Source organism: Enterobacter cloacae complex sp. SYL001, assembly GCF_049237025.1.
Classification (GTDB): domain Bacteria; phylum Pseudomonadota; class Gammaproteobacteria; order Enterobacterales; family Enterobacteriaceae; genus Enterobacter; species Enterobacter intestinihominis.
In genome coordinates this window covers 251777-275580 of record NZ_JBMKJI010000001.1, presented here as the reverse complement: position 1 = coordinate 275580, position 23804 = coordinate 251777, and the positions used below count along the sequence as shown (strand labels likewise).

General features: G+C 55.7%; 21 protein-coding genes and 2 pseudogenes. 7 read left to right on the top strand and 16 right to left on the bottom strand.

All coding sequences use genetic code 11. The features are described 5' to 3' along the window. Nucleotides 1-14: 14 nt before the first annotated feature. Nucleotides 15-587, top strand: a complete 573-nt coding sequence (locus ACOTZP_RS01270) for a flavin reductase family protein (protein WP_023300182.1) — start codon at nt 15-17, stop codon at nt 585-587. A 341-nt stretch (nt 588-928) separates the two neighbouring features. Next, a complete protein-coding gene (locus ACOTZP_RS01265) occupies nt 929-1354 on the top strand; it encodes a DUF3828 domain-containing protein (protein ID WP_271074785.1) in 426 nt (141 codons plus the stop codon). Nucleotides 1355-1421: 67 nt separating this feature from the next. On the opposite strand, the gene fusA is transcribed toward ACOTZP_RS01265, so the two are convergent. Continuing rightward, the gene (fusA, locus tag ACOTZP_RS01260; RefSeq protein ID WP_232934859.1) at nt 1422-3524 is read right to left on the bottom strand and encodes an elongation factor G; all 2103 of its coding nucleotides are present in this window, start codon (nt 3522-3524) and stop codon (nt 1422-1424) included. 161 nt (nt 3525-3685) lie between these two features. Here fusA and ACOTZP_RS01255 point away from each other — a divergent pair, with 161 nt between their 5' ends. Continuing rightward, nucleotides 3686-3988 carry an ArsR/SmtB family transcription factor gene (locus ACOTZP_RS01255; protein ID WP_022648218.1) on the top strand — a complete coding sequence of 101 codons (303 nt, stop codon included), beginning with the start codon at nt 3686-3688 and terminating at the stop codon, nt 3986-3988. Here the strand turns inward: ACOTZP_RS01255 and ACOTZP_RS01250 are convergent. Then, nucleotides 3983-4918, bottom strand: a complete 936-nt coding sequence (locus tag ACOTZP_RS01250) for a LysR family transcriptional regulator (protein WP_032677270.1) — start codon at nt 4916-4918, stop codon at nt 3983-3985. The genes ACOTZP_RS01255 and ACOTZP_RS01250 overlap by 6 nt on opposite strands. A gap of 85 nt (nt 4919-5003) precedes the next feature. Between ACOTZP_RS01250 and ACOTZP_RS01245 the strand changes: the two are divergent. Continuing rightward, nucleotides 5004-5480 (top strand): annotated as a pseudogene (locus tag ACOTZP_RS01245) (GNAT family N-acetyltransferase). Between the two features lie 139 nt (nt 5481-5619). On the opposite strand, the gene ACOTZP_RS01240 reads toward ACOTZP_RS01245, so the two are convergent. The 12 genes and pseudogenes from ACOTZP_RS01240 to ACOTZP_RS01185 all read right to left on the bottom strand — a co-directional run bounded on the left by ACOTZP_RS01240 (nt 5620) and on the right by ACOTZP_RS01185 (nt 16600). Then, nucleotides 5620-6255: a helix-turn-helix domain-containing protein gene (locus ACOTZP_RS01240; RefSeq protein ID WP_063137839.1), complete on the bottom strand. Its 636-nt coding sequence runs from the start codon at nt 6253-6255 to the stop codon at nt 5620-5622. Between the two features lie 90 nt (nt 6256-6345). Further along, nucleotides 6346-7347: a Kdo(2)-lipid IV(A) acyltransferase gene (locus tag ACOTZP_RS01235; RefSeq protein ID WP_271074716.1), complete on the bottom strand. Its 1002-nt coding sequence runs from the start codon at nt 7345-7347 to the stop codon at nt 6346-6348. Between the two features lie 185 nt (nt 7348-7532). After that, nucleotides 7533-7763 carry a tautomerase PptA gene (gene pptA, locus ACOTZP_RS01230; protein ID WP_022648223.1) on the bottom strand — a complete coding sequence of 77 codons (231 nt, stop codon included), beginning with the start codon at nt 7761-7763 and terminating at the stop codon, nt 7533-7535. Between the two features lie 37 nt (nt 7764-7800). Then, entirely contained in the window at nt 7801-8418 is a 618-nt protein-coding gene (locus ACOTZP_RS01225; protein ID WP_271074715.1) for a glutathione S-transferase family protein, read from the bottom strand. A gap of 166 nt (nt 8419-8584) precedes the next feature. Further along, complete coding sequence (locus tag ACOTZP_RS01220) at nt 8585-9472, bottom strand: transporter substrate-binding domain-containing protein (RefSeq protein WP_022648225.1); 888 nt, start codon at nt 9470-9472, stop codon at nt 8585-8587. Between the two features lie 9 nt (nt 9473-9481). After that, nucleotides 9482-10255 carry an amino acid ABC transporter ATP-binding protein gene (locus tag ACOTZP_RS01215; RefSeq protein ID WP_271074714.1) on the bottom strand — a complete coding sequence of 258 codons (774 nt, stop codon included), beginning with the start codon at nt 10253-10255 and terminating at the stop codon, nt 9482-9484. Further along, the gene (locus ACOTZP_RS01210; RefSeq protein WP_421633584.1) at nt 10239-11165 is read right to left on the bottom strand and encodes an amino acid ABC transporter permease; all 927 of its coding nucleotides are present in this window, start codon (nt 11163-11165) and stop codon (nt 10239-10241) included. Before ACOTZP_RS01210 ends, ACOTZP_RS01215 begins: the two co-directional genes overlap by 17 nt. Nucleotides 11166-11174: 9 nt before the next feature. Then, nucleotides 11175-11684 (bottom strand): GNAT family N-acetyltransferase, encoded by a 510-nt coding sequence (locus ACOTZP_RS01205; protein ID WP_271074712.1) that lies wholly within the window; start codon nt 11682-11684, stop codon nt 11175-11177. Between the two features lie 9 nt (nt 11685-11693). Beyond that, nucleotides 11694-13957 (bottom strand): annotated as a pseudogene (locus tag ACOTZP_RS01200) (NtaA/DmoA family FMN-dependent monooxygenase). 16 nt (nt 13958-13973) lie between these two features. Next, on the bottom strand, nt 13974-15095 hold the full coding sequence (locus ACOTZP_RS01195; RefSeq protein ID WP_063928893.1) for an amidohydrolase: 1122 nt from the start codon (nt 15093-15095) through the stop codon (nt 13974-13976). Then, a complete protein-coding gene (locus ACOTZP_RS01190) occupies nt 15092-16093 on the bottom strand; it encodes an MsnO8 family LLM class oxidoreductase (protein WP_023306275.1) in 1002 nt (333 codons plus the stop codon). The genes ACOTZP_RS01195 and ACOTZP_RS01190 overlap by 4 nt, the downstream gene beginning before the upstream one ends. 108 nt (nt 16094-16201) lie before the next feature. Further along, entirely contained in the window at nt 16202-16600 is a 399-nt protein-coding gene (locus ACOTZP_RS01185; RefSeq protein ID WP_108367597.1) for a (R)-mandelonitrile lyase, read from the bottom strand. A 112-nt stretch (nt 16601-16712) separates the two neighbouring features. Here ACOTZP_RS01185 and ACOTZP_RS01180 point away from each other — a divergent pair, with 112 nt between their 5' ends. Together ACOTZP_RS01180 and ansP are read left to right on the top strand one after the other, a co-directional pair. Further along, nucleotides 16713-17603, top strand: coding sequence for a LysR family transcriptional regulator (locus ACOTZP_RS01180; protein WP_108367598.1), 891 nt, complete (start codon nt 16713-16715; stop codon nt 17601-17603). A gap of 327 nt (nt 17604-17930) precedes the next feature. Further along, on the top strand, nt 17931-19427 hold the full coding sequence (gene ansP / locus ACOTZP_RS01175; RefSeq protein ID WP_022648235.1) for an L-asparagine permease: 1497 nt from the start codon (nt 17931-17933) through the stop codon (nt 19425-19427). Between the two features lie 92 nt (nt 19428-19519). On the opposite strand, the gene ACOTZP_RS01170 is transcribed toward ansP, so the two are convergent. After that, nucleotides 19520-20581 (bottom strand): YncE family protein, encoded by a 1062-nt coding sequence (locus ACOTZP_RS01170; RefSeq protein WP_022648236.1) that lies wholly within the window; start codon nt 20579-20581, stop codon nt 19520-19522. A gap of 247 nt (nt 20582-20828) precedes the next feature. Between ACOTZP_RS01170 and pqqU the strand changes: the two genes are divergently transcribed. After that, the gene (pqqU, locus tag ACOTZP_RS01165; protein ID WP_271074711.1) at nt 20829-22946 is read left to right on the top strand and encodes a TonB-dependent receptor PqqU; all 2118 of its coding nucleotides are present in this window, start codon (nt 20829-20831) and stop codon (nt 22944-22946) included. Between the two features lie 132 nt (nt 22947-23078). Here the strand turns inward: pqqU and ACOTZP_RS01160 are convergent, their stop codons facing one another. Continuing rightward, nucleotides 23079-23747 carry a GntR family transcriptional regulator gene (locus ACOTZP_RS01160; protein WP_022648238.1) on the bottom strand — a complete coding sequence of 223 codons (669 nt, stop codon included), beginning with the start codon at nt 23745-23747 and terminating at the stop codon, nt 23079-23081. Nucleotides 23748-23804: the final 57 nt, after the last annotated feature.

The following is a 23804-nucleotide window of genomic DNA, read 5'->3' as shown; positions in this document are numbered from 1 at the left end:
CATGAGGAGATCCTATGAGCCACTTTCGTCCTGTTGAATTACGTCATGCCAGCCGTCTTCTGAATCACGGTCCAACCGTGCTCATCACCAGCCGGGATGAGACCATCGATCGTCGCAACGTCATGGCCGCCGCATGGTCTATGCCGGTGGAATTTGAACCCCCGCGTATCGCGATTGTGGTAGACAAAAGCGCGTGGTCACGGGAGTTGATCGAACGCAGCGGGAAATTCGGCATTGTGATCCCCGGCGTGGCGGCAGCCAACTGGACCTGGGCGGTCGGCAGCGTCAGCGGGCGCGACGAGGATAAATTTAACTGCTACGGGATCCCGGTTATTCATGGCCCTGAGCTTGGTCTGCCGGTTATAGAAGAGAAATGTCTGGCGTGGATGGAGTGTCGGTTATTACCTGTCACTTCTGCGGCCGAGAAATATGACACCCTGTTTGGCGAAGTGGTTTCCGCCGCGGCAGATGAACGCGCATTTGTCGCCGGACGCTGGCAGTTTGACGGGGATAAGCTGAATACGCTGCATCATCTGGGGGCCGGGACGTTTGTGACGAGTGGGAAGATGGTGAAGGCGCTGGATTGATTTTTTAATTATACCCATCTGAATTATATAAAATTTCTATGGCATTTTATGTTTATCATAACGATGTTAAACGGAGGATATTTCAGAAGCTGTTGCATAAACAATCTTTCGTAAAGGAACTATCCATGTCATGGAACAAAGATGGCGCAATATCATATGCGAAATCACACGCGCAACCCAGCAGCACGGGTTATTGTGCTCGTTACGTAACAGAAGCGATCAGAGCGGGTGGTCGATTAAAAATCCCCAACACGCGTCTGGCAAAAGATATGGGGCGCACATTAGTCAATGCAGGCTTACCGCAACATACAACCTCATTACGAACTGTTCAGGCATGGTTAATGAAACCACTCTACTTTTTACTTTTCGCCCTGTCTCCGCTCGCGGCCGCAGAAAACATTTATGCACCGGATCAGGCGGCGCTTAAATTCAATCAATGGTATATAGCGCAGTTAGATCAGAACAAACCGCCCGTACTCAATCCAGACATTATGAACGAGTTCGTAGCCTCAGGGACCATTTCAGCAATTAAAGAAATGTACTCTGGCGACAGTAACGACAAAGATATGCCCGATGCGGATATGTTTATCAAAGCGCAGGACTGGGATGATGACTGGAATCAGATAACCGTCTTACATTCTGATTTTGACGCCGTTTGCACAAACGTCTATGTCGCATTTGGTAAGAAGCAAGATCATGTTATTGCAGATTGTCTCGTTGAAGAGCAAGGAAAATGGAAAGTGCGCTCGGCGACGCTAATTAAGTAACAGGCATAAACTCCCTGTCGTAATAATAAAGGCACATGGTAGCCAAATGACTACCATGTGCAATTAATTAACTCTTCACGCGCTTGGCAATAATCTCATCCGCCACATTCCGCGGAGCTTCCGCAAAATGATGGAACTCCATCGTATACGTCGCGCGCCCCTGGGACATCGAGCGCAGCGTGGTGGCGTAGCCAAACATTTCAGCCAGCGGGACGTCAGCGCGAATAATCTGGCTGCCGTACTGCTCTGCCATCCCCTGCACCATGCCGCGGCGGGAGGAGAGATCGCCCATAATGTTCCCGGCATACTCTTCCGGCGTTTCCACCTCAACGTGCATCACCGGCTCAAGAATAACCGGATCCGCCCGCCGCGCGCCCTCTTTGAAGCCGAGGATCGCCGCCATGCGGAAGGCCATCTCCGAGGAGTCAACGTCATGGTAGGAACCAAACGTCAGGGTCGCTTTCACATCGACAACCGGATAGCCCGCCAGCACCCCCGTATTCATGGCTTCTCTCAAGCCTTTTTCCACCGACGGGATGTACTCCCGCGGCACTACCCCGCCTTTGGTGGCATCTTCAAACACAAAACCACTTCCGGCTGCTAACGGCTCCAGACTCAGGACCACATGACCGTACTGCCCTTTCCCGCCGGACTGTCGGACAAATTTACCTTCAATATCCTTCACCGCTTTACGCAGGGTTTCACGGTAGGTGACCTGCGGACGACCAATGTTTGCCTCAACGCCAAACTCACGCTTCATGCGGTCAACGATGATTTCGAGATGCAGTTCGCCCATCCCGGAGATAATGGTCTGACCGGACTCTTCGTCCGTGTGCAGACGGAAAGACGGATCCTCCGCCGCCAGGCGCTGCAGGGCGATCCCCATTTTCTCCTGATCGGCCTTGGTTTTCGGCTCAATCGCCAGCGAAATAACCGGGTCCGGGAACTCCATCCGTTCAAGGGTGATCACCGCATTCGGGTCGGTCAGCGTGTCACCGGTGGTGACGTCTTTCAGCCCGACACAGGCTGCGATATCCCCTGTGCGCAGCTCGTCCACCTCATGGCGGTCGTTGGCATGCATCAGCACGATGCGCCCGATTCGCTCTTTTTTGCCCTTTACCGGGTTATAAACCGCGTCGCCTTTGCGCAGTATGCCGGAATAGACGCGAATAAAGGTCAACTGTCCGACGTACGGATCGCTCATCAGCTTGAAGGCCAGCGCAGAGAATGGTTCATCATCGCTTGGGTGGCGCTCGGCGTGCTGTCCATCTTCGTCTACCCCATCAATAGCGGGCACGTCCAGTGGAGACGGCATCAATTCAATCACCGCGTCGAGCATGCGCTGCACACCCTTGTTCTTGAAAGCGCTGCCGCACAGCATGGGCTGTATTTCACCGGAGATCGTCCGGATCCGTAGCCCTTTGATGATTTCAGCTTCATCCAGTTCGCCCGTCTCAAGGTACTTATCCATAAGCTCATCGCTAGCTTCTGCCGCAGACGAGACCATTTTTTCTCGCCACGTCTGGGCGGTGCTCAGCAGATTGTCGGGCACCGGCGCGTAGGTGAACGCCATGCCCTGGGTCGCATCATCCCAAAGAATGGTGCGCATCTTGATGAGATCAACCACGCCGGTGAAGTGTTCCTCTGCGCCCACGGGGATCACAATCGGGACCGGATTAGCTTTCAGCCGCTCCTGCATCATCCGCACCACGCGGAAGAAATCCGCACCCGGGCGGTCCATTTTGTTGACGAATGCCAGACGCGGGACGTGATATTTATTCGCCTGACGCCAGACGGTTTCCGACTGCGGCTGCACGCCGCCGACGGAGTCATAAACCATCACCGCGCCGTCGAGCACACGCATGGAACGTTCCACCTCAATGGTGAAATCCACATGCCCGGGGGTGTCGATAATATTGATGCGGTGCGGTTCAAAGCCTCTGTCCATGCCGGGCCAAAAACAGCTCACCGCCGCCGACGTAATGGTGATCCCGCGCTCCTGCTCCTGCGCCATCCAGTCGGTGGTTGCCGCGCCATCGTGTACTTCACCCAGCTTGTGGCTCATCCCGGTGTAAAACAGGATACGCTCAGTGGTGGTTGTTTTGCCGGCATCGATATGCGCGGAGATACCGATGTTGCGATAACGTTCGAGTGGAATGGGTCGGGGCATGATATTTCCTTACGTCTTCATGACGGGTTTGTGACGACCAGGATAGTCGCGTGTTTGTTCGTTTGTTATAATAGTCCTATTGTACGAGTATTATCGAACTATTTTTTAACGGTTGACCTATTGTTGATATAGCTCAATCTCACGCGAGACGCAGGAAAACGATGATCCCAAACCACCCGGAACCTGAACAAATACTACTGGAAAATGTGCTGTTCGCCCTCGGCAATCCGCTGCGGCTGGCGATTATTCGACGGCTGGCCGACGGCAGTGAGCTGAGCTGCAACGCGCTGCGCCCGGACGAGGTGGTGAAATCAACCATGACTCACCACTGGCGTGTACTGCGCGACAGCGGCGTGATCTGGCAGCGCCCGCAGGGGCGCGAGAATATGATTTCACTGAGAAGAGAAGATCTGGACGCCCGCTTTCCGGGGCTGATGGCGATCCTGTTACAGTCGAAATCATAAGCGCTCTGACTGTTGCCCTTCGGCCAGCGCGCGCAGCGTAGCTTTGAGCCAGTTCGTGACGCCTCGTTTCCCGCTGCGCTTGTGCGAATAAATTTTTACTTCAAACGGACTGATGTGGAACGGTAAATCAAAAATTTTAATACGGGTAGCTGGCAGCAGCTTTTCAGCGGCGAATCGAGGTAACGCCATCAGCAGATCGCTTTCTGCAATAACAAACGGGGCGCTGAGCATAGACGGGGTTTTCATCGCAATGTGTCGGGTATAACCCATGCGTTCCAGCTGCAAATCCAGCACCCCCTGCTTCTCATTCCACGGCGTAACCACAAGATGCCGGGCGGCGAGATAATCCTCCAGCGTGAGCGCGCTCCGGCTCGCATTGCTAATCACCACATATTCATCTTCGAACCAGCTGATCTCTTCCAGCTCCGGGTACCGGCGATCCTCAATGGTGCTGAATCCCAGGGCCAGATCCACCTCTCCTGCCAGTAATTCCGTCAACGCCGGGCTGTGCGGCAAATATCGTAATTCCAGACGCAAACCAGGCGCCGCATGTTGAAGCGTATTCATGAGCGCAGGGAATATGCAGAACGCGGTAAAGTCCGTTATCGCGATCTGCAAACACGCTGTACTAATAGCAGGATCAAATTCCGGCTGCGGCGACAGCTCCTGGTCGAGATATTTCAGGGCCGATGCAATAACTGGCGCAAGCTGGGTGGCATAGACGCTGGGACACATTCGATGTCCTTCCCGGTAGAACAGCGGGTCGTTGAGCGAAACACGCAGCCGTGACAGGGCATGGCTGAGCGCCGAGGTGCTCATCGCCAGCTCATCTGCCGCAAGTCGAACGGAACTGTGGCGATAAATCGCGTCAAAAACCGGCAGAAGGTTTAAATCAAGGCGCCTTAAGGCTGGATGCATAATATTCATCATTTATTGATTTCATTGCACTTAATTCTTCTGACATTAGCCTTTATGCTTATCCCCATCAACTACAAACAAAGATAAAGGGAACGGAATGAGCATTACGATTCGTCAGGCGCGACCTGAAGATGCAGCGGCAATATACGATATGATTTACGAACTCGCAGTCTATGAAAAAGCGCCAGAAGAAGTGGTCACCACGCCGGACGAAATCCGTAAAACGCTGTTTGGTGCAGACAGTAAAACCGAAGCGCTGGTTGCCGAATATGCAGGCCATGCTGTGGGGTATGCCGTTTTTTTCACCAGCTATTCCACCTGGCTTGGCCGCAACGGCATCTATATGGAAGATTTGTATGTCTCCCCGGAATACCGCAGCAAGGGTGCGGGAAAAGCACTGCTTAAAAATATCGCGTAATGCGCAGTGGAACGTCACTGCGGCCGGCTGGAATGGAGCGTGCTTGACTGGAACCAGTCTGCAATTGATTTTTATCTGAGCATCGGCGCGGTACCGCAGTCCGAATGGGTACGCTATCGTCTTGATGGCGAGGCATTGCGGGCATTTGCTGAGTAGCAATGCCATCGCGTGAAACGCCCCTCTTTCTAAGGGGCATAATGTCAATGAAAGCGTTGCTGAAGCACGGTATATCTGAGAAAGAGATTACCGCCTTTTTTGTCTTCTCTGAGACGTTCGACGATTCAGCGACCGAGGCTCATTCCGGCTGCGTCAGGCTGTAGACGGGGATCCGCCGGGTTGTCATCGTTAGCGTATCAAACACCTCAGTCTCTGACGTCACAATCCTCGTGCCCGTTTTTCTTAGCCTCTGCACATCGGCCGCGATGCGCTGAATGCCAAACCAGAAAAGCCCGTCGAGCGCCGTTACAGATAGTCCATTTTCGAGTGCCAGTTTGAGTCGTTCCCTGGGCGCTTTCACCTGCTGTGCAATTTGCCGGTAAGGTACTTCACTTCCGCCAGTGCTGTCGCTTCGCTGGATCCGCGTTTTCAGGTGATAGGTAAATTCGTCAGGAACGCCTTCCAGGTCCTGTTTAAGGCTGTAAACGCAGCCAAACCGCTTGCCGTTGAACAGGACATTTTTTTGACTGAGCTGGAACTCATTTCTGATCCCATCAATCAACTGCGGGGCGCGGGTGAGGAGTAACCGGAAGGGAAGCTCAAAGCTGGTCACATAATCCACATTCAGCAGCGCGAGACGCAAACGCTCTTCCGCACCGGATTTTTGCTCGCGACACTCGCGCATCACTTCTGCCCACTGGCGGGTCAGACGTTCTGGCTCGGCGACTTCGGTGAGGAGATATTTTTCAAGCTGATAGTCGACTCTTCCGGTCATATTTTGCATCCCGACAAGGTGGATGCGGTAATTCTATCCAGCGGCGCAGATTTTATAAAGGGCGGAGCGCAACGGCATCCGCCCCCTGTGTTACTGCTGGATACTCGACCGATCCGACATATCGCTGGCAGCGAAAGTTCTGACTGAGGACTGGACCTGTTTTTTTCGCGCATACCGGTCCGGTTGCCCTTCAGGACGCGTTTTGAAGCGACGATGCAGCCACATATATTGCTCGGGTGCCATCATCACCGCACGCTCAATTGCCCTGTTCATCTGCGTAGCCACGGCCACTTTATCGCCTCCCTGCAAGGTATCGCTAATATCGTCCAGGATAATCAGCTCATACCCTGTGCCGTCTGCTTTTCTGCGTGGTACAAACGGGATCACGGCCGGTCTGGCACTTTTCACCAGCATATAGCTCCCGGCAGTTGTCGCGGCGTCCGGGACGGCAAAAAACGGCACAAACACGCTATTCGTTTTTCCATAGTCGTGATCCGGGGCATACCAAAGGATCTCATTTTGCTTAAGCGCGCGGATCATGCCCTTCAAATCGTAGCGGTCGAGCATGGTTTTATTGGAACGCAGACGACCGCGCGTCTGTAGCCAGTCGAGCAACGCATTGTTGTTGGGACGATAGACGCCAATACCCGCGTTGAGCATGCCAAAGATGCGTGCGCCTAATTCCAGCGTGAGAAAATGCATGCCAATGAGCACCACGCCCCTTCCTTGCGCCCGTGCCTGTTCCATATGTTCGTAGCCGGTCACGCTGAAGTGTTTGCGCACGCGCCAGTCAGGCCAGAACCACGCGATGCCCGTTTCGATGACGCCCATTCCAACCGATTCAAAATTACGCTCAAGCAAACGCTCGCGCTCACCCTCTTTCATCTCCGGAAAGCAAAGCTCAAGATTTCGTCTGGCGATTTCCACGCGGCGTGGAAGCATGCGCATAGCCAGACGCCCGAGTCCGTGCCCTGCTTTTAACAGAAGCGAATATGGGAGCTGGACCGTACACCAGAGTGCGGCGATGCCTGCCCAACTGAGCCAGTAACGAGGATGAATAAAGGCGAGTGAAAACCGAGGTAATTTTGTCATGAAAAAATTATCCTTTTACTATCTGTACTTAATCTGGTGCAGTTGTAGTGCTTACCTGCTGATTTAACGAATATTGTTCGGAGGAGTGAATTGTAGCGGAAACGTTGTGCTGTTTATTATCGATTTTTGCGAAAGGAATGAAAGGCGGGGATCGCCGGGTGATACTGCACCACCCGGCAGGCGAGTTACATCGAATAGCCGGGCTTCTTAATCAGTTCATCCAGTTTAGGTCCAATCTCGGTATCCCAGACCTGCGCCTTCCAGTCAGCTTCCTGGACTTCGTGAAGCGCCACGGAGATTGAGCGATCTTTGCTGTTCAGATGACGGACTATCGTTTCGGCGATATCCGCCGCCAGGGCCGTTTTTTGTTCGTCAGTCAGATCGCGTGGAAAACATTTGATATCAACGTGAGGCATGGGCAGGGCTCCTTTTATAGGTTAGCGTTCCACGTTATCAGATTATGTCGTTAGCTTTTAGCACCTTGTGCAGTTCTGGCAACGCGCAGACGGCATCCGCGATGGCGGTGATATTAGGTGCGTTGGTGGTAAACCACTCATGACCTGGCCCCCAGGTACGCACGACGGTAATATAGACGTCAAGCAGCGTTAGCTGTTGGCCAAAGGCATAAGGCGAGGCGCTGAGCTGGCTGTCAAACCACAGATAGAGGGATTTCCGGTACTCAATACAGTTTTTCTTCAGCTGTTCCGGGGCATCAGGCACCCAGCGTTCCGGGTAATCTGCATACGTAAAGGTGGGATAGACGTTCGCCACAAACCAGATGAGCAGGCGCTGAAACTGCTGGCGCTCGGCCTGCCCAACGGGCGGCGCGAGGTCGGGTCGTCTGTCGAGCACCATCAGGGCGATCGCCGCGGTTTCCGTCACGATCGCCCCATTTTCCAGCTCCAGCGTCGGCACCTGGCACAGCGGGTTCAGTTTCAACAGCAATTCGCGCTGCGGGCCGGGCTGGTCAAACCCATCCACGTTGACGAACTGATACGGGATGTCTGCCAGAGTCAGCATCACCTCACTGATTGCCGATCCCCAGCCGGGTACGCCATAGAGTTTGATCATGTTGCCTCCTCAGGGATGAAAACCCTAAGTGTATACCCGTCATACTTCAAGTTGCAGGTGCGTTGGCTGCATTCACTCACCCCAGTCACGTACTTATGTACGCTCCCGGGGATTCGTTCCCTTGCCGCCTTCCTGCAACTCGAATTATTTAGGGTATAGAGCACCATTAGTAGGTTATCCCGGGCGGATTAACGTCTGAAGACGTCACCGCTTCGCCCGCTTCCCCCCAGCGCGCCAGCACCTTTTGATAATCCCCGCGCTTAATCGCACCGTCCAGCGCAGCCTGCAACGCATACACCAGCCCATTGCCTTTTTTGGTTGTGGTGGCGACATAGGCTTTCTTCGGGCCTAATCCCACGACGCGGGTTTTGCCGGTTAACGCGGCTTTGTAGGCCGAAACGGACTGCGGTCCAAAGAAGACATCCGCCCTGCCGGACTGAATATAGAGATTGCCTGAGGCGTCGTCGGTCAGATAAACCGGCAACGCAGGCTCGCGTCCGGCCTTTTTATTCTCTTCGTTCCAGCCCAGCAGAATACGTTCCTGATTGGTGCCTGACCCGACAATCACCTTTTTACCGGCCAGATCTTTCGCACTGGTGATCGACTGTACGTTGCTGGTGGATTTCACCGAGAAGGCCAGGGAATCGACGCGATAGGTTGCAAAATCGAACTTCTCCTTACGTTGCTCGGTGACGGCGATATTCACCAACGCCACGTCATAGCGCCCGGAAGTGATCCCCAGCGGCCAGTCTTCCCACGCCGTTGGCACCAGCTTCAGCTTCAGCCCCAGACTGCCCGCCAGCAACCGGGCGATATCCGGGTCGCTGCCAATACGGGTGCGGTTATCACTGGCCAGCAGCGCCAGCGGCGGAGAATTCAGGGCTGAAATCGCCACCGTGAGGGTACCCGGCTCAACAAATTTATAGTTCGCCGGGATTTTCGCCACTGCCTGTTGATCAACCGTCACTGGCAGCGGCTGTTCGTTGGCCTTTAAATCAATGCTTGCGTGGCTCGCTGTCGTGAAGACCAGCCCCGCCAGGAGTCCATATTTCATCTGCGCTCCTTACAGCACTTTTGAGAGGAACTGGCGCGTTCGCGGATGCGACGGTCGGTTTAACACGTCGTCGCTGCTGCCCTGCTCCACAATTTTACCGTCGACCATAAATACCACCTGGTCCGCCACTTCCCGGGCAAAGCCGATCTCATGGGTGACCACCACCAGCGTAGTGCCGGAGCGGGCGAGCTTTTTAATCACGTCCAGCACTTCGCCAACCAGTTCCGGATCCAGCGCCGAAGTTGGCTCATCAAACAGCATCACGCGCGGGCGCAGCGCCAGCGCGCGGGCAATGGCAATGCGCTGCTGTTGGCCGCCGGAGAGGTGACACGACCAGGCATCGGCTTTATCGCGCAGACCTACCACATCCAGAAGGCTGTAGGCGTTTTCAATAGCCTCTTTTTTACTGAACTTTTTATGCGCGATGGGTGCTTCAACCAGGTTTTCCAGCACCGTAAGATGCGGAAAAAGATTGAAGTTCTGAAACACATACCCAACGTTGACGCGCTGTTTGAGGATCTCTTTCTCTTTGAGCTCGTAGAGTTTGTCACCCTGACGGCGATAGCCGATGTAATCCCCGTCAATCTGGATAAAGCCTTCGTCTACGCGCTCCAGATGGTTAATAGTGCGCAGCAGCGTCGATTTTCCCGATCCAGAGGGTCCGAGGATCACCGTCACGGAGCCCGGTGGGATCTCAAGCGTAACGTTATCGAGCGCTTTATGTCGGCCAAAAAACTTACTGACGCCGGTTATGGAAATGTGTCCTTCAGGAGAGGCTTGCATGAACGGGCTCCTGTGCTGACGAAGTGGTGACGGAACACGCGCGGCTGGTCGCCCGGCTCTGGTTTACGGCGGAGCGGCGCTCGCTGCGGGCGAGTCCACGCTCAATAACATGCTGGATGGCAGACAGTACGGTGGTGATCACCAGATACCAGACGGCCCCCACCATCAACAGCGGGATCACCTCCTGGGTGCGGTTGTAGATCATCTGGATCGTGTAGAACAGTTCCGGCATCGCCAGCACGTAAACCATCGCCGTCCCTTTGGCGAGGCTGATGATTTCGTTAAACCCGGACGGCAGGATGGTGCGCAGCGCCTGGGGGAGAATTATGCGCACGGTGCGACGCCACGCCGGCAGACCCAGCGCAGCGGCCGCCTCATACTGACCGTGGTCGACCCCAAGGAAGCCCCCGCGAATGATCTCCGCAGTATAGGCGCTCTGCACCAGCGTCAGCCCCACGATGGCGGTAGAAAACTGCCCGAGAACGTTGATGGTTTCAAAGCTGCCCCAGGTAATGCCGGTAAAAGGCACGCCGAGAGAGAGCGTGTCGTAGAGATAGGAGAAGTTATAGAGGATAATCAGTACCACGATCAGCGGCAGCGATCGGAACAGCCAGATGTAACCCCACGCCAGGCTGTTCAACAGCCATGATGACGAGAGCCGAGCCAGCGCCAGCATGCCGCCAATCACCACGCTCAGTACGGTGCTTATCAACGTCAGCAGCAGCGTCTGTCCGACGCCTTCGAGGATCACCGGGTCAAAGAACCAGCGGGCAAATACCGCCCATTCCCAGCGCGGATTAAAGGCCACGGACTGGATCACGACCGCCAGCATAAACAGCGCCACCACGGCGCCAGCAGCGCGCAGCGGATAACGTGCCGGGACCACTTTTATGGTTTCAACGTTGCTCATCGTCGCTCCTTATGCGGTTTTGCTGAGCGCTTCGCGGATCAGCGTCTTGGTGAAACGCAGCCGACCGTCGAACGGCGGCTGGCTATACTCTTCCGGGTCGCGGTTGAGATCGAACTGCGGCTGATACCCCTGACTGAGATAGAGCCGCACCGCCTCCGGCTGACGAAACCCCGTAGTCAGGTAGATGTGGCTGTAGCCCGCCAGCACCGCCCGGCGCTCCAGCTCCTGTACCACGCGCGCGGCCAGTCCCTGCTGGCGCAGCGTTTTATTCGTCCATATACGTTTGATCTCTGCGGTATGTTCGTCGAAGGGCTTGTACGCCCCGGTGGCGACGATCTCACCCTCGCGCTCCAGGACGATAAACAGCCCCTGCGGCGCTAGGTACCACTCTGTCAGCTCGACTTCCGCATCCTTTGAAAAGTAGTCGCCGTAACGAGCGGCGTACTCACCGAAAAGCCCCGAGATAATGGGCTGAAGATCGGCATCTTCCGGCGAAACGTCACGAAATTGTTCATGCATAGCGCCTCCTTAATCGCCCAGACCCGCCGGGTTAACTTCGGAACTGGAGATACGCTCCACGCCTTCCCCCCAGCGGTTTAGCACCTTGTCGTAATCTCCGTTCTTGATCGCGCCGTTCAGCGCGGTTTGAACCGGTTCGACCAGGCCGCTGCCTTTTTTCAGCGTCACCGCGATATGCGCCGCCTTCGGCCAGCCGCCGTCGACGCTGCCGACAAGTTTGGTTTTACCGTTAAGCGCCGCTTTCCAGGCGCCGATCACGTTCGGGCCAAAGAAGGCGTCCGCGCGTCCCGACTGAAGCGCCAGCGTTTGAGCCGCGTCGTCTTTGGTGTAGATCGGCGTAAAGGGTTTAAGCCCTTTTTTGAGGTTCTCTTCGTTCCATGCCAGCAGAATGGCTTCCTGGTTGGTGCCGGAACCCACGATGATGCGCAGCCCGGCGATATCCTCTGCCTTCACAAGCGAGTTGATGGGACTGGTGGATTTCACGTAGAAGCCAAGTGAATCCTTGCGATAGGTGGCGAAGTCGAACTTCTCTTTGCGCGCTTTGGTGACGGTGATGTTGCTGATAGCCGCATCGTATTTCCCGGAGGCCACCCCCAGCGGCCAGTCCTCCCAGGAGGTGGGAACCACGTTCAGCTCCAGCCCAAGGCTGTCCGCCACCAGACGCGCAATGTCGACCTCACTTCCCAGCAGGGTCTTGTTGTCGTCGGAAAAGACCGTCAGCGGCGGTTGATTCAGTCCCGCTACCGCCACGGTAAATTTCCCCGGCACGGCAAAGCGATAGTCTTTCGGCAGTTGCGCGATCGCATCGCTGTTTTTGGCGGTATTGATCGGCGTTTTATTGGCCTCAATGCTCACGCCGGTGCCGTTAATATTGACGTTCTCTGCCCAGACGGCAGGGGTAAAAGCCAGCGCAAGCGCCAGAATAAGCGATGATTTCTGCATAGCGTTTTTCTCTTTTATTGTTGTGTGAACTGATTTTTGGGCTCGTCTAAGCCCAGACTTTCGCGCAGCGTGGTGCCGGGATAGTCGGTGCGGAACAGGCCGCGCGCCTGTAAAAGGGGGACCACCTGGTCGACAAAGCGCGGGAAGGTGTCCGGCGTACCGCCCTGAATGATGAAGCCATCCGCCGCCTTCTCCTCGAACCAGGCCTGTAAACCATCGGCCACCTGCTCCGGTGTGCCGGAAAAACGCGGGCGCGGCGATGCGGCTTCCAGCGCGACCTGACGCAGAGTTAAGTTGCGCTCACGGGCGTTACGCTTGATTTCATCGGTGGTGCTGCGGAAGCTGTTTTTGCCCAAATCGCCAATATCCGGGAACGGCGCGTCGAGAGAATACTGGCTGAAGTCGTGATGCTCGAAATAACGTCCAAGGTAATTCAGCGCATCATTAATGGAGACCAGTGCCGCCGTGGTTTGATACTGGTTTTCTACGTCATCGGCGTCGTTTCCAACAATCACGCTGACGCCCTGGAATATATGTAAATCCCCTGCGCGGCGGCCGTGACTTTCAAGCTGCTGTTTAACATCGCGGTAAAAAGCCTGGGCTTCTTCCCGCGTGTCATGGTGGGTAAAGATGGCGTCAGCGTGTTTTGCCGCCAGCTTTTTACCGTCGTCGGACGCACCAGCCTGAAAGACAATCGGACGTCCCTGCGGCGTGCGGCCAATATTCAGCGGGCCGGAAACCTGGAAGAAATCACCGTGGTGATCCAGAGTATGCAGTTTCGACGCATCAAAGAACTGTCCGCTCTCTTTATTGCGGATAAAGGCATCCCCTTCCCAGGAATCCCACAGTCCTTTCACCACGTCGAGATACTCATCGGCAATGCGGTAGCGCAGCGCATGCTCCGGGTGTTTTTCACGGGAGAAGTTCCTGGCTGACCCTTCCAGCGGTGAGGTCACCACGTTCCAGCCCGCGCGTCCGTTGCTCAGGTGATCGAGGCTGGCGAACTGGCGTGCAACGGTGAAAGGCTCGCTGTACGAGGTGTATAACGTGCCGACCAGCCCCAGGCGCGAGGTGATACTCGCCAGCGCGGACAACACCGTCAGCGGCTCAAAGCGGTTTAAAAAATGCGGAATGGATTTCTCGTTAATATAAAGACCGTCGGCCACAAATATAAAGTCGAGCTTGCCCTCTTCTGCTTTTAAAGCCGTTTCTTTAACGAAATCAAAATTAATGCTGGCATCCGCGACCGCCGCGGGATGGCGCCAGGCAGACATATTACCGGATGCACCATGCAAAATGGTCCCCAGCCGCAATTGACGATGTGCAGACATATTCACCTCAAATTAATTAAACGTGTTGCAGGGCTTTTTCCGCGAGCTGAGCAAAATAGCGGGCAGCGGGTTCGATTAATGCTTCGTCCGGGTTAAATGCCGGGTGATGTAACCCAAACGGACTGTTGCTGCCAATGCTGACAAACGCGCCGGGTATGTTTTGCAGATAGACCGCGAAATCCTCCCCGCCCATGTGCAGTTCCGCATGCCGGGTTTCATATCCCGCTTCGCGCGCGACCGAGGTGGCAAACCCTGCCCAGTGTTCATCGTTCACCAGCGCGGTGGGCCCGGCGTACCAGGTGATGTTGATCTGCGCGCTAAAGGCGCTGGCAAATCCGGCGGCGATTTCACCGACGCGCGCTTTCACTTTCTGCTGCACTTCCGTACGGTGCGTGCGCAGCGTGCCCTCCAGCTCAACGCTTTCCGGCAGCACGTTCCAGGTATTCCCCCCGGCGATGCGCGTCACGCTCAGAACGACCGAATCCAGCGTGTTAACGTTACGGCTGGCTACGCTTTGCAGCGCGGTCACCAGCTGGCTTGCCAGCACGATGGCGTCGTTGCCTTCATGGGGACGTGCGGCATGCGCGCCTTTGCCGGTAACATGAATAACGAAGCGATCGACGTTCGCATAGAATGGGCCGCCGCGCGTAGCAAACTCGCCGACCGGCAGTGAAGGCTCGTTATGCATTCCGAAAATCGCGCGTACGTCACGTAACGCCCCGGCCCGCACCATACTTTTTGCTCCGCCGAAATTCTCTTCCGCAGGCTGGAACAGGATCCGCACGCGACCGTTGAGCGAGGCTTCCCGCTCCTTTAGCTTTAACGCAGCGCCGAGGATCACGCTGGTGTGGATGTCATGGCCACAGGCATGCATCACCCCCGCACGCCGGGAGCTAAACGGCACCCCACTGCGCTCGTCGATGGGTAACGCGTCGATATCGGCGCGCAGCGCAACCAGTGCGTTGCCCGTGCCGATCTCCGCAACCAGCCCGGTCTGGAGATCGTAAGGCAGCGGTGCAATACCGGCCGCCGTCAGCCACTCGCGCAGGCGCGCCGTTGTTTCGACCTCCTGACCGGAGAGTTCAGGGTTCTGGTGCAGCTCACGGCGCCAGGCAATCAGTTGTTCGCTAAAGCTCATACGGTCACCTCCCTGTTAAATCGCGCCTCGGCCAGCAGTCGCAGTGACTGCACGCGCGTTGCGCCATCGGCGACCGGCGTGTCGATGATAAATTCGTCAATTCCCCACTGCTGATGCAGCGCGTTGAGCTGTTCAAGCACCGAATCCGCCGTTCCGGCCAGCAGAGACTGCGCCCGACGCGCGATGCGCACCGGGTCACTCCCCGCCTGCCGCGCAAAGGCGTAGGCCTGTTCTTCGCTGGCCACGGTGACGCGCTGTCCGTTTACCAGCTCCACGCCCCACACTTCAACCTTCTGCGCCAGCGCATCGGCCTCAGCCTGGGTTGGGGCAACAATGACCTGCACGGCCACAATCACCTCCCGGACGCTGTGTTGACGCCACGCTGTGACGACCTCGCGCAGCAGCTCAGGATCACCGTTCAGATGGGCGGCAAAGACAAAATGCCAGTCGAGGGAGGCCGCCAGTAGCGCGCTTTCGGTACTGGCGCCCAGCAGAAATCCCCGGGCAGGCACCGGCGGCAGCGGCGTGGCGCGAACGTCCTCCTCCGCTGACTGATTTTCAGGGCGGATCCAGCGATCAAGCTGCGTCAGTTGTTCAGTAAAGCTGCCTTTTTCCTGCGGATTTAGGCCGTACTGCAAGGCGCGGGTAGAGAGCGGCAGACCGCCGGGCGCTTTGCCAACGCCCAGATCAACCCGGCCCGGCGCAATGGCGGCCAGTACGTTAAAATTTTCGGCGACTTTATAGGGGCTGTAATGTTGCAGCATGACGCCGCCTGAGCCCACGCGAATACGTTTTGTTTGCCCGAGGATCCAGGCAATCAGCAGCTCCGGCGAGGGGCTGGCAAGCTGCGGGGTATTGTGGTGTTCGGCAATCCAGAAGCGGTGATAACCCAGCGTTTCCGCCTGTTGCGCCAGTGCTAAGGTTCGCGCCAGCGCATCGGCGGCTGTTTCGTGTTCTGCGACGGGGCTTTTATCCAGAATGCTGATTCGCCATGACATGTTGCGTTCTCGTTTGACTTAACATGTCGTCATTATTAAAGGCGGATTTCACCTCTGAGAAACAATTAATTTACATTTGGATTGCCGGAAATCAGCTATAGCTTACCGCTACTCGTTCGGATACTGCTCGTCGGTGACCTTCTCCAGCCATGCCACCGGGCTCCCGTCGACAGCTTCTGCGATGGCGATATGGGTCATGGCCGTCTGCGCGCTTGCGCCGTGCCAGTGCTTCACGCCGGGTGGGATCCAGGCGATATCACCCTGATTCAACGGTTCCGCCTCTTTCCCCCACTCCTGTAACCAGCCGCACCCCTGCGTCACGATCAGCGTTTGTCCAAGAGGATGCGTATGCCAGGCGGTACGTGCGCCGGGTTCAAAGGTGACGGTCGCGCCGCCGACTTTTGCCGGTTCAGTCGCCTGGAAAGGCGCGTCAATACGCACGCAGCCGGTAAACCAGGCCTCTGGCCCCTGAACGGAAGGTAGCGAACCGCTACGGATAATTTTCATGATTAACTCCTCGTTTGCTGTTGCGTTAACAGTAGCGTAAAGCCATGGGGAGCATTAGAGTGCATAATCAGAAAGGAACCATGAATTCAATTCATAAATCGAGTAAACCGCCATGTTAAAAGACAACTTCAACGATCTGCTTTCCTTTATGGTCGTCGCCCGGGAGCGCAGCTTTACCCGCGCCGCGGCGCAGCTTGGGGTATCTCAGTCGGCGCTCAGCCACGCAATGCGCAATCTGGAAACGAGGCTGGAAGTCCGTCTGTTAACCCGCACCACCCGTAGCGTGGCCCCTACCGAGGCCGGCGAGCAACTCTTCATGCGCTTAAGCCCCCATCTGCTGGAGATCGAGCAGGAACTTACCGCGCTGCGTGATACCCGCGACAGACCTGCCGGGAATATTCGCCTTACCGCCGGGGAACACGCCATGTCTGCCGTGCTGTGGCCTGTGCTTAAACCCTTTATGGCGCAGTATCCTGACATCAACGTTGAAGTCACGGTGGACGATGGGCTGACAGATATTGTCGATGGCCGCTTTGACGCGGGGGTGCGTCTGGGTGAGCAGGTGGCGAAAGATATGATTGCGATACGTATTGCCCCGGACATGCGCATGGCGGTCGTCGGGTCGGCAGACTATTTGCATCGTTTCGGGGTACCGGAAACGCCGGAGCAGCTTGATCAGCACCGCTGCATTAATATGCGCCTGCCCACACGCGGCGGATTATATGCCTGGGAATTTGAACGGGACGGACGTGAGCTGCGCGTGCGGGTTGACGGCCAATTGATCCTCAACAGCCTGCCGCAACGCATTGATGCCGCCGAAAACGGTCTGGGGCTGGCGTACGTCCCGGAAGATGCGGTTCAGGACGCCCTTGCTGAGGGCCGGTTAGTGCGTGTGCTTGAAGCCTGGTGTCCGGCTTTTGCCGGTTATCATCTCTATTATCCGAGCCGCCGCCAGCACACTTCCGCGTTTTCATTACTTATCGCAGCTCTGCGGCATCCATAAGCTCTACCTATAGGTAACTATTAAGTAAACCTGATGATTAAATCAGCATTCACAGACCTTTTTGCCTAAAAAATCGTCACGATTCAGCGCGTTGTGATTGCAGTCTGCTCTGACCACACGATTTCCTTCGACGAGCATCACTTTCGGCACGGTTATATTTTGCGTCGCTTATCAATTGCGGGTAGGATGCCTCGCCATGTTTTGCCTTATCCATACACAGAATGACTGGAAAGGCAGCATGTGTCTGCGCAGAAGCAATCGTTTGTTTCGGCTTCTGCCAGGCAGGACTATCACGTTAATGGTTCAGACAGGCAAACAGGTAACTCAATGAAAACAAGCAATAAAAGCGCAGCCGATCATCATGCTGCTAAACGTCGCTGGTTGAACTCTCATGAAGAGGGCTATCACAAGGCGATGGGCAACCGTCAGGTGCAGATGATCGCCATCGGCGGCGCTATCGGTACAGGTCTTTTTTTAGGTGCAGGCGCACGTCTGCAAATGGCTGGCCCCGCTCTCGCCCTGGTCTATCTGGTGTGCGGGATCTTCTCTTTCTTCATTCTTCGCGCCCTCGGCGAGCTGGTGCTCCACCGCCCTTCCAGCGGTAGCTTTGTCTCTTACGCCCGTGAATTTCTCGGTGAAAAGGCCGCGTATGTCGCGGGCTGGATGTACTTCGTTAACTGGGCAATGACCGGTATCGTCGATATCACCGCCGTTGCGCTGTACATGCACTACTGGGGCGCGTTTGGCGATGTGCCGCAGTGGGTGTTCGCCCTCGGGGCGCTGGCAATCGTCGGGACCATGAACATGATCGGCGTGAAATGGTTCGCCGAGATGGAGTTCTGGTTCGCGCTGGTGAAGGTGCTGGCCATTGTGATCTTCCTGGTGGTCGGGACCGTATTCCTCGGCACCGGTAAACCGCTGGACGGCAACGCCACCGGCTTCCACCTGATTACCGATAACGGTGGTTTCTTCCCGCACGGCCTGCTGCCAGCGCTGGTTCTGGTCCAGGGCGTGGTATTCGCCTTTGCCTCCATCGAACTGGTCGGTACGGCGGCAGGTGAATGTAAAGATCCGCAGACGATGGTGCCAAAAGCCATCAACAGCGTGATCTGGCGTATCGGTCTGTTCTATGTGGGCTCCGTGGTATTGCTGGTACTGCTGCTGCCGTGGAATGCATACCAGGCGGGGCAAAGTCCGTTTGTGACCTTCTTCTCTAAGCTGGGCGTGCCGTACGTGGGCAGCATCATGAACATCGTGGTACTGACTGCCGCGCTCTCCAGCCTGAACTCCGGGCTCTATTCGACGGGCCGTATCCTGCGCTCCATGTCGATGGGGGGCTCTGCGCCGAAGTTTATGTCGAAGATGAGCAAGCAGCAGGTGCCTTACGCGGGTATTCTGGCTACGCTGGTGGTGTATATCTTTGGCGTGTTCCTGAACTATCTCGTGCCGTCTCAGGTGTTTGAGATCGTGCTGAACGTCGCTGCGCTGGGCATCATCGCCTCCTGGGCCTTTATCGTGGTGTGTCAGATGCGTCTGCGCAAAGCAATTAAAGAAGGGAAAGCGGCTGACGTCAGCTTCAAGCTGCCGGGCGCGCCGGTGACCTCCTGGCTTACCCTGCTGTTCTTGTTGAGTGTGCTGGTGCTGATGGCCTTCGACTACCCGAACGGTACTTACACCATCGCCACAATCCCGCTGCTGGCGGTGCTGTTGATTGCTGGCTGGTTTGGCGTGCGTAAACGCGTGAATGAAATCCACAGTACCGCCCCGGTTCATCCTGGAGATGACAAACAGGATGGTCCGCTGGTGGAAGAGACGTCGCGTTAATAAAAAAGCCGGGTGGCGGCTACGCCTTACCCGGCCTGCATTTCATTGTTTTCCAGGCCCGGTAAGCGCAGCGCCACCGGGCAATTCCCACCTTAAAGCGCGATACGGATCACATCGTCAGGCTGAGTGGCTTCCTGCTGACGGGTGGACTTCTGTTTCACCGTCACGTACAGCGTTTTACCGTCCGCAGACAGCGCCAGGCTGTTCGGGTAAACCGGCGTATCGAAGGTTTTGGTCACTTTGTAAGTTTTGGCGTCAATCACGCTCACCTTGCCCGCCTCGCGGTGCGTCACATAGGCTTCGTTACGCGCCGGGTTAAACAGTACGGCCAGCGATTCTGGCGCGGCGATTTTCTGCATTACGCTGCCATCTTTCAAATTCACCACCAGCACTTCAGGCTGTTTTGAATCCGTCACAAACGCACGCTGGCCGGCAGTGTCCAGGCTCAGGTTCAGGTAGAAGTGCTCTTTTCCGTCTTCCTGTACTTTCTTACGGCTGAGGATTTTGTTGGTCGCGGTATCAATGGTCACCAGCTCACCGTCCGCATTGGTGGTATACAGGCGTTTTGCCTTCGCATCCAGCGCCAGTCCGGTGCTGAACGTGCCGGTGTTCGTGATGGTGTCCTTCAGCTTCAGCGTTGCGCCATCAACAACCCAGATCACGCTCTCCTTGCCGATGCCGGTAATGTATACCGTATTGGTCGTGTCATCGGCCACCAGCTGGCGCGGCTGAAGCGGCTTCACCGTGTCGCTACGTTTGCGATCGTCCAGCACCAGGCGCCCTTTCACCTCGCTCGTTTTGGCGTCAATCGCCGTCACGGCGCTGTTGACGGTGTTACCGAACCACAGCGTCTGGGTGGCGTTATCGATCGTGGCGCCAAACGGCTTGAGATCGTTATGAATCGCCTGCGTCACTTCCAGCGTGACCGGATCCAGACGATAGACCACGCCGCCCTTATCGGTTTTGCGGCTTTGTGACGTCGCAACCCACAGCGCGTTTTCCTGCTGGCTGACGGCCATTTCATACGCGCCCTTGCCGACCGCTTTGCGCAGCATCTCTTCAGCGGCATGAACCTGGAACGTACCGGCAAACAGTAAAGAGCCCAACAGCAGAGACCCACGCAGGCGCGGCGAGCACAGATGACGTAAAGACATAACAATTCCTTTTTAAATGAGGAGATTTACCGCTGACATCGCTTCCGGCGGGCAAAGTCATCGCTTTGCCGTTATTTTAATGAGAATAGTAATCATTAATGAGTTGAATGTGGAGTATTTCTTTCCTGCAAAACCTTACATTCACGAAATGTGCGGTTATAGTTTTCATAACATTTACAAAGGATTTAACATATATACACAGGTTCCAGTTGATTTGGTTCGAATTTTTTCTTAACCGGCTTACTCCATGAAAATTATTACTGCCCATAAGGCATCACTACCCCTGTTGTTCGTTCCCGTCATTTTTGGCCCGCTGAGTGCGATGGCCGCGGATGAACAGACCCTGATCGTCAGCGCCACGCCGCAAACCGTCTCAGAACTGGACACCCCGGCCGCAGTCAGCGTGGTGAGCGGCGAGGATATGCGACATGCCACACCGCGCATCAACCTTTCTGAATCCCTTGGGAGCGTACCTGGCCTGCAAATCCAGAACCGCCAGAACTATGCTCAGGATCTGCAACTTTCCGTTCGCGGATTCGGCGCGCGCTCAACCTTCGGCGTACGCGGGATCCGCATGTACGTGGACGGCATTCCGGCAACCATGCCCGATGGCCAGGGGCAGACATCAAACATTGACCTCAACAGCATAGAGAGCGTCGACGTGCTGCGCGGCCCCTTCTCGGCCCTGTACGGTAATGCCTCCGGCGGCGTGATCAACATCAACACCCAGACCGGACAACAGCCAGCCACCATTGAAGCCAGCAGCTATTACGGCAGCTACGGCACCTGGCGTTACGGCATGAAGGCCACCGGGGCGGTGGGTGATGGTACTCAGGCGGGCGATGTGGATTACGCCGTATCCACTACCCGTTTCACCACCCATGGCTATCGCGACCACAGCGGCGCGCGCAAAAACCTCGCCAACGCGAAACTGGGCGTGCGTATTGATGATGTCAGCAAGCTGACGCTGATTTTTAACAGCGTGGACATGAAAGCCAACGATCCGGGCGGACTGAGCTATCAGGAGTGGCAGAACAACCCGCGCCAGTCACCACGTGGCGATCAGTACAACACGCGTAAGACCATTAAGCAGACCCAGGCCGGGATCCGCTACGACCGTCAGCTGAGCGAACAGGACGACCTCAGCGTGATGATGTATGCCGGTGAGCGTGAAATGACTCAGTACCAGTCCATTCCGGCGTCCACTCAGCGCGAGAATTCTGCGCATTCGGGCGGTGTGATTGATATGCAGCGTCACTATCAGGGTATTGATACGCGCTGGACCCACCGCGGTGAGCTGCTGGTTCCGGTGACATTTACCACCGGGTTGAACTACGAAAACATGAGCGAAAATCGTCGCGGGTATGAGAACTTCGTTATGGACAACGGCGTGCCAGATTATGGCGTGAAGGGTAATAAACGCCGTGACGAACGCAATCTGATGTGGAACCTGGATCCCTACCTGCAAACCCAGTGGCAGCTAACGCAAAAACTGTCCTTAGAGGCGGGCGTACGTTATAGCTCCGTCTGGTTTGACTCCAACGATCGTTACATTACCCCGCAAAACGGTGATGACAGCGGCGACGCCAGCTACCACAAATGGCTCCCGGCAGGTGCGGTGAAATACGCCGTGACCGACGCATGGAACCTGTATGCCGCGGCAGGACGGGGATTTGAGACGCCGACCATCAACGAACTTTCCTACCGTTCTGATGGCAAAGGTGGCCTCAATATGAACCTGCAACCGTCCACCAACAACACCTATGAGATTGGCAGCAAAACCCGCGTCGGCAATGGCATCCTGACGGCGGCGCTGTTCCGCACGGATACCGACAACGAGATCGTGGTGGACGAAAGCAAGGATGGTCGCACGACTTATAAAAACGCGGGAAAAACGCGCCGTCAGGGTGTGGAAATTGCGCTCGACCAGCAGTTTGCCGAGAACTGGAAGCTGAAGATGGCGTGGACCTATCTTGATGCCACCTACCGCACCAACGTCTGTAGCAATGCAGACTGTAGCGGAAACCGGATGCCGGGGATCGCCCGTAACATGGGATATGTGTCGTTTGGCTGGGAGCCTGAGGAAGGCTGGTACGCAGGGGCAGATGCCCGCTACATGAGTGATGTCATGGCCAACGATACCAACACCGCTAAAGCGCCCTCTTATACCGTAGTGGGCCTGAATACCGGGTATAAACTCAACTACGGCAAATGGGGAATGGACGTCTTTGGTCGCGTCGATAACCTGTTCGATAAAGAGTACGCCGGTTCAGAGATTGTTAACGCTGGCTACAACCGCTATTACGAACCTGCCCCTGGTCGTAACTATGGCGTGGGCCTGTCGGTCTCTTATCGTTTTGAGTAAACCATTCTCCGGCAGCGCACGTTGCCGGTAAAAAAATAAGCAAAATAACATCATTCCCGGTTGCCTGATGCGCCGGGAATATAATCAAGGACGTTTGATACAAATAAACAAATAAGTGCGCCAGAGGGATCCTTAACTGTAGTATTGCCGTTGCAGAAGAATATTGGCTTCATCAATGGCTTTGTCGATCGCTTCCCGGCTGGCCGTCACATCCCTTTGCTCAAGCGCAGAAAGCAGATCGTCATAATGATAGGTCGCTGCGGGAACCTCGCTTAACTCTTCATGCAGATAGTGAATGCACGGACCAATCCGTACCCAGAGCTGCTCAATCAGCGAGTGAAGGGTCGGCATCTCGGCATACTGATAGAGCGTGAACCGGAACACGCGGTTGGCATGGATCGCTTTCTGTACATCGCCCTGATGCATGGCGGCACTGAAGTTATCTGACAGCGCGCGTAACGCATCCAGTTTGGTCTCGGTCATATTCTGGCACGCCGCCGCAACGGCCATCGGTTCAAGCTGCTTTCTGATGGCGTTAATTTCGTTATAGCGTTCCAGCGTCACTTCTGGCACCAAAAACGCCTGCGCTGGCGTGGCCTGTAATGCCCCCGCCGACACCAGGCGCAGCAGGGCTTCGCGCACCGGTGTGATACTGGTGCCCAATTTATCCGCAATCTCTTTTGTAACGAGTCGAGCCCCAGGTTTTAATGAGCCCGTAATTAATGCTCCCTTTAAACTGTTCTCTACTTGCAAAGTCAGACTGATTCTTTGTGCTTTTTCCATATGTTCCAAATCAAGCATGTTTAATTCCCGTAGCCAAACAAAATGCCATTTTCAGCGTCTGTTTAAAAAAACATC

What these genes read in the sequence shown, in the direction of transcription:
- ACOTZP_RS01270 (WP_023300182.1), top strand. Translation starts at nt 15, where the DNA reads ATGAGCCACTTTCGTCCTGTTGAATTACGTCATGCCAGCCGTCTTCTG.
- ACOTZP_RS01265 (WP_271074785.1), top strand. Translation starts at nt 929, where the DNA reads ATGAAACCACTCTACTTTTTACTTTTCGCCCTGTCTCCGCTCGCGGCC.
- fusA (WP_232934859.1), bottom strand. Translation starts at nt 3,524, where the DNA reads ATGCCCCGACCCATTCCACTCGAACGTTATCGCAACATCGGTATCTCC.
- ACOTZP_RS01255 (WP_022648218.1), top strand. Translation starts at nt 3,686, where the DNA reads ATGATCCCAAACCACCCGGAACCTGAACAAATACTACTGGAAAATGTG.
- ACOTZP_RS01250 (WP_032677270.1), bottom strand. Translation starts at nt 4,918, where the DNA reads ATGATGAATATTATGCATCCAGCCTTAAGGCGCCTTGATTTAAACCTT.
- ACOTZP_RS01240 (WP_063137839.1), bottom strand. Translation starts at nt 6,255, where the DNA reads ATGACCGGAAGAGTCGACTATCAGCTTGAAAAATATCTCCTCACCGAA.
- ACOTZP_RS01235 (WP_271074716.1), bottom strand. Translation starts at nt 7,347, where the DNA reads ATGACAAAATTACCTCGGTTTTCACTCGCCTTTATTCATCCTCGTTAC.
- pptA (WP_022648223.1), bottom strand. Translation starts at nt 7,763, where the DNA reads ATGCCTCACGTTGATATCAAATGTTTTCCACGCGATCTGACTGACGAA.
- ACOTZP_RS01225 (WP_271074715.1), bottom strand. Translation starts at nt 8,418, where the DNA reads ATGATCAAACTCTATGGCGTACCCGGCTGGGGATCGGCAATCAGTGAG.
- ACOTZP_RS01220 (WP_022648225.1), bottom strand. Translation starts at nt 9,472, where the DNA reads ATGAAATATGGACTCCTGGCGGGGCTGGTCTTCACGACAGCGAGCCAC.
- ACOTZP_RS01215 (WP_271074714.1), bottom strand. Translation starts at nt 10,255, where the DNA reads ATGCAAGCCTCTCCTGAAGGACACATTTCCATAACCGGCGTCAGTAAG.
- ACOTZP_RS01210 (WP_421633584.1), bottom strand. Translation starts at nt 11,165, where the DNA reads ATGAGCAACGTTGAAACCATAAAAGTGGTCCCGGCACGTTATCCGCTG.
- ACOTZP_RS01205 (WP_271074712.1), bottom strand. Translation starts at nt 11,684, where the DNA reads ATGCATGAACAATTTCGTGACGTTTCGCCGGAAGATGCCGATCTTCAG.
- ACOTZP_RS01195 (WP_063928893.1), bottom strand. Translation starts at nt 15,095, where the DNA reads ATGAGCTTTAGCGAACAACTGATTGCCTGGCGCCGTGAGCTGCACCAG.
- ACOTZP_RS01190 (WP_023306275.1), bottom strand. Translation starts at nt 16,093, where the DNA reads ATGTCATGGCGAATCAGCATTCTGGATAAAAGCCCCGTCGCAGAACAC.
- ACOTZP_RS01185 (WP_108367597.1), bottom strand. Translation starts at nt 16,600, where the DNA reads ATGAAAATTATCCGTAGCGGTTCGCTACCTTCCGTTCAGGGGCCAGAG.
- ACOTZP_RS01180 (WP_108367598.1), top strand. Translation starts at nt 16,713, where the DNA reads ATGTTAAAAGACAACTTCAACGATCTGCTTTCCTTTATGGTCGTCGCC.
- ansP (WP_022648235.1), top strand. Translation starts at nt 17,931, where the DNA reads ATGAAAACAAGCAATAAAAGCGCAGCCGATCATCATGCTGCTAAACGT.
- ACOTZP_RS01170 (WP_022648236.1), bottom strand. Translation starts at nt 20,581, where the DNA reads ATGTCTTTACGTCATCTGTGCTCGCCGCGCCTGCGTGGGTCTCTGCTG.
- pqqU (WP_271074711.1), top strand. Translation starts at nt 20,829, where the DNA reads ATGAAAATTATTACTGCCCATAAGGCATCACTACCCCTGTTGTTCGTT.
- ACOTZP_RS01160 (WP_022648238.1), bottom strand. Translation starts at nt 23,747, where the DNA reads ATGCTTGATTTGGAACATATGGAAAAAGCACAAAGAATCAGTCTGACT.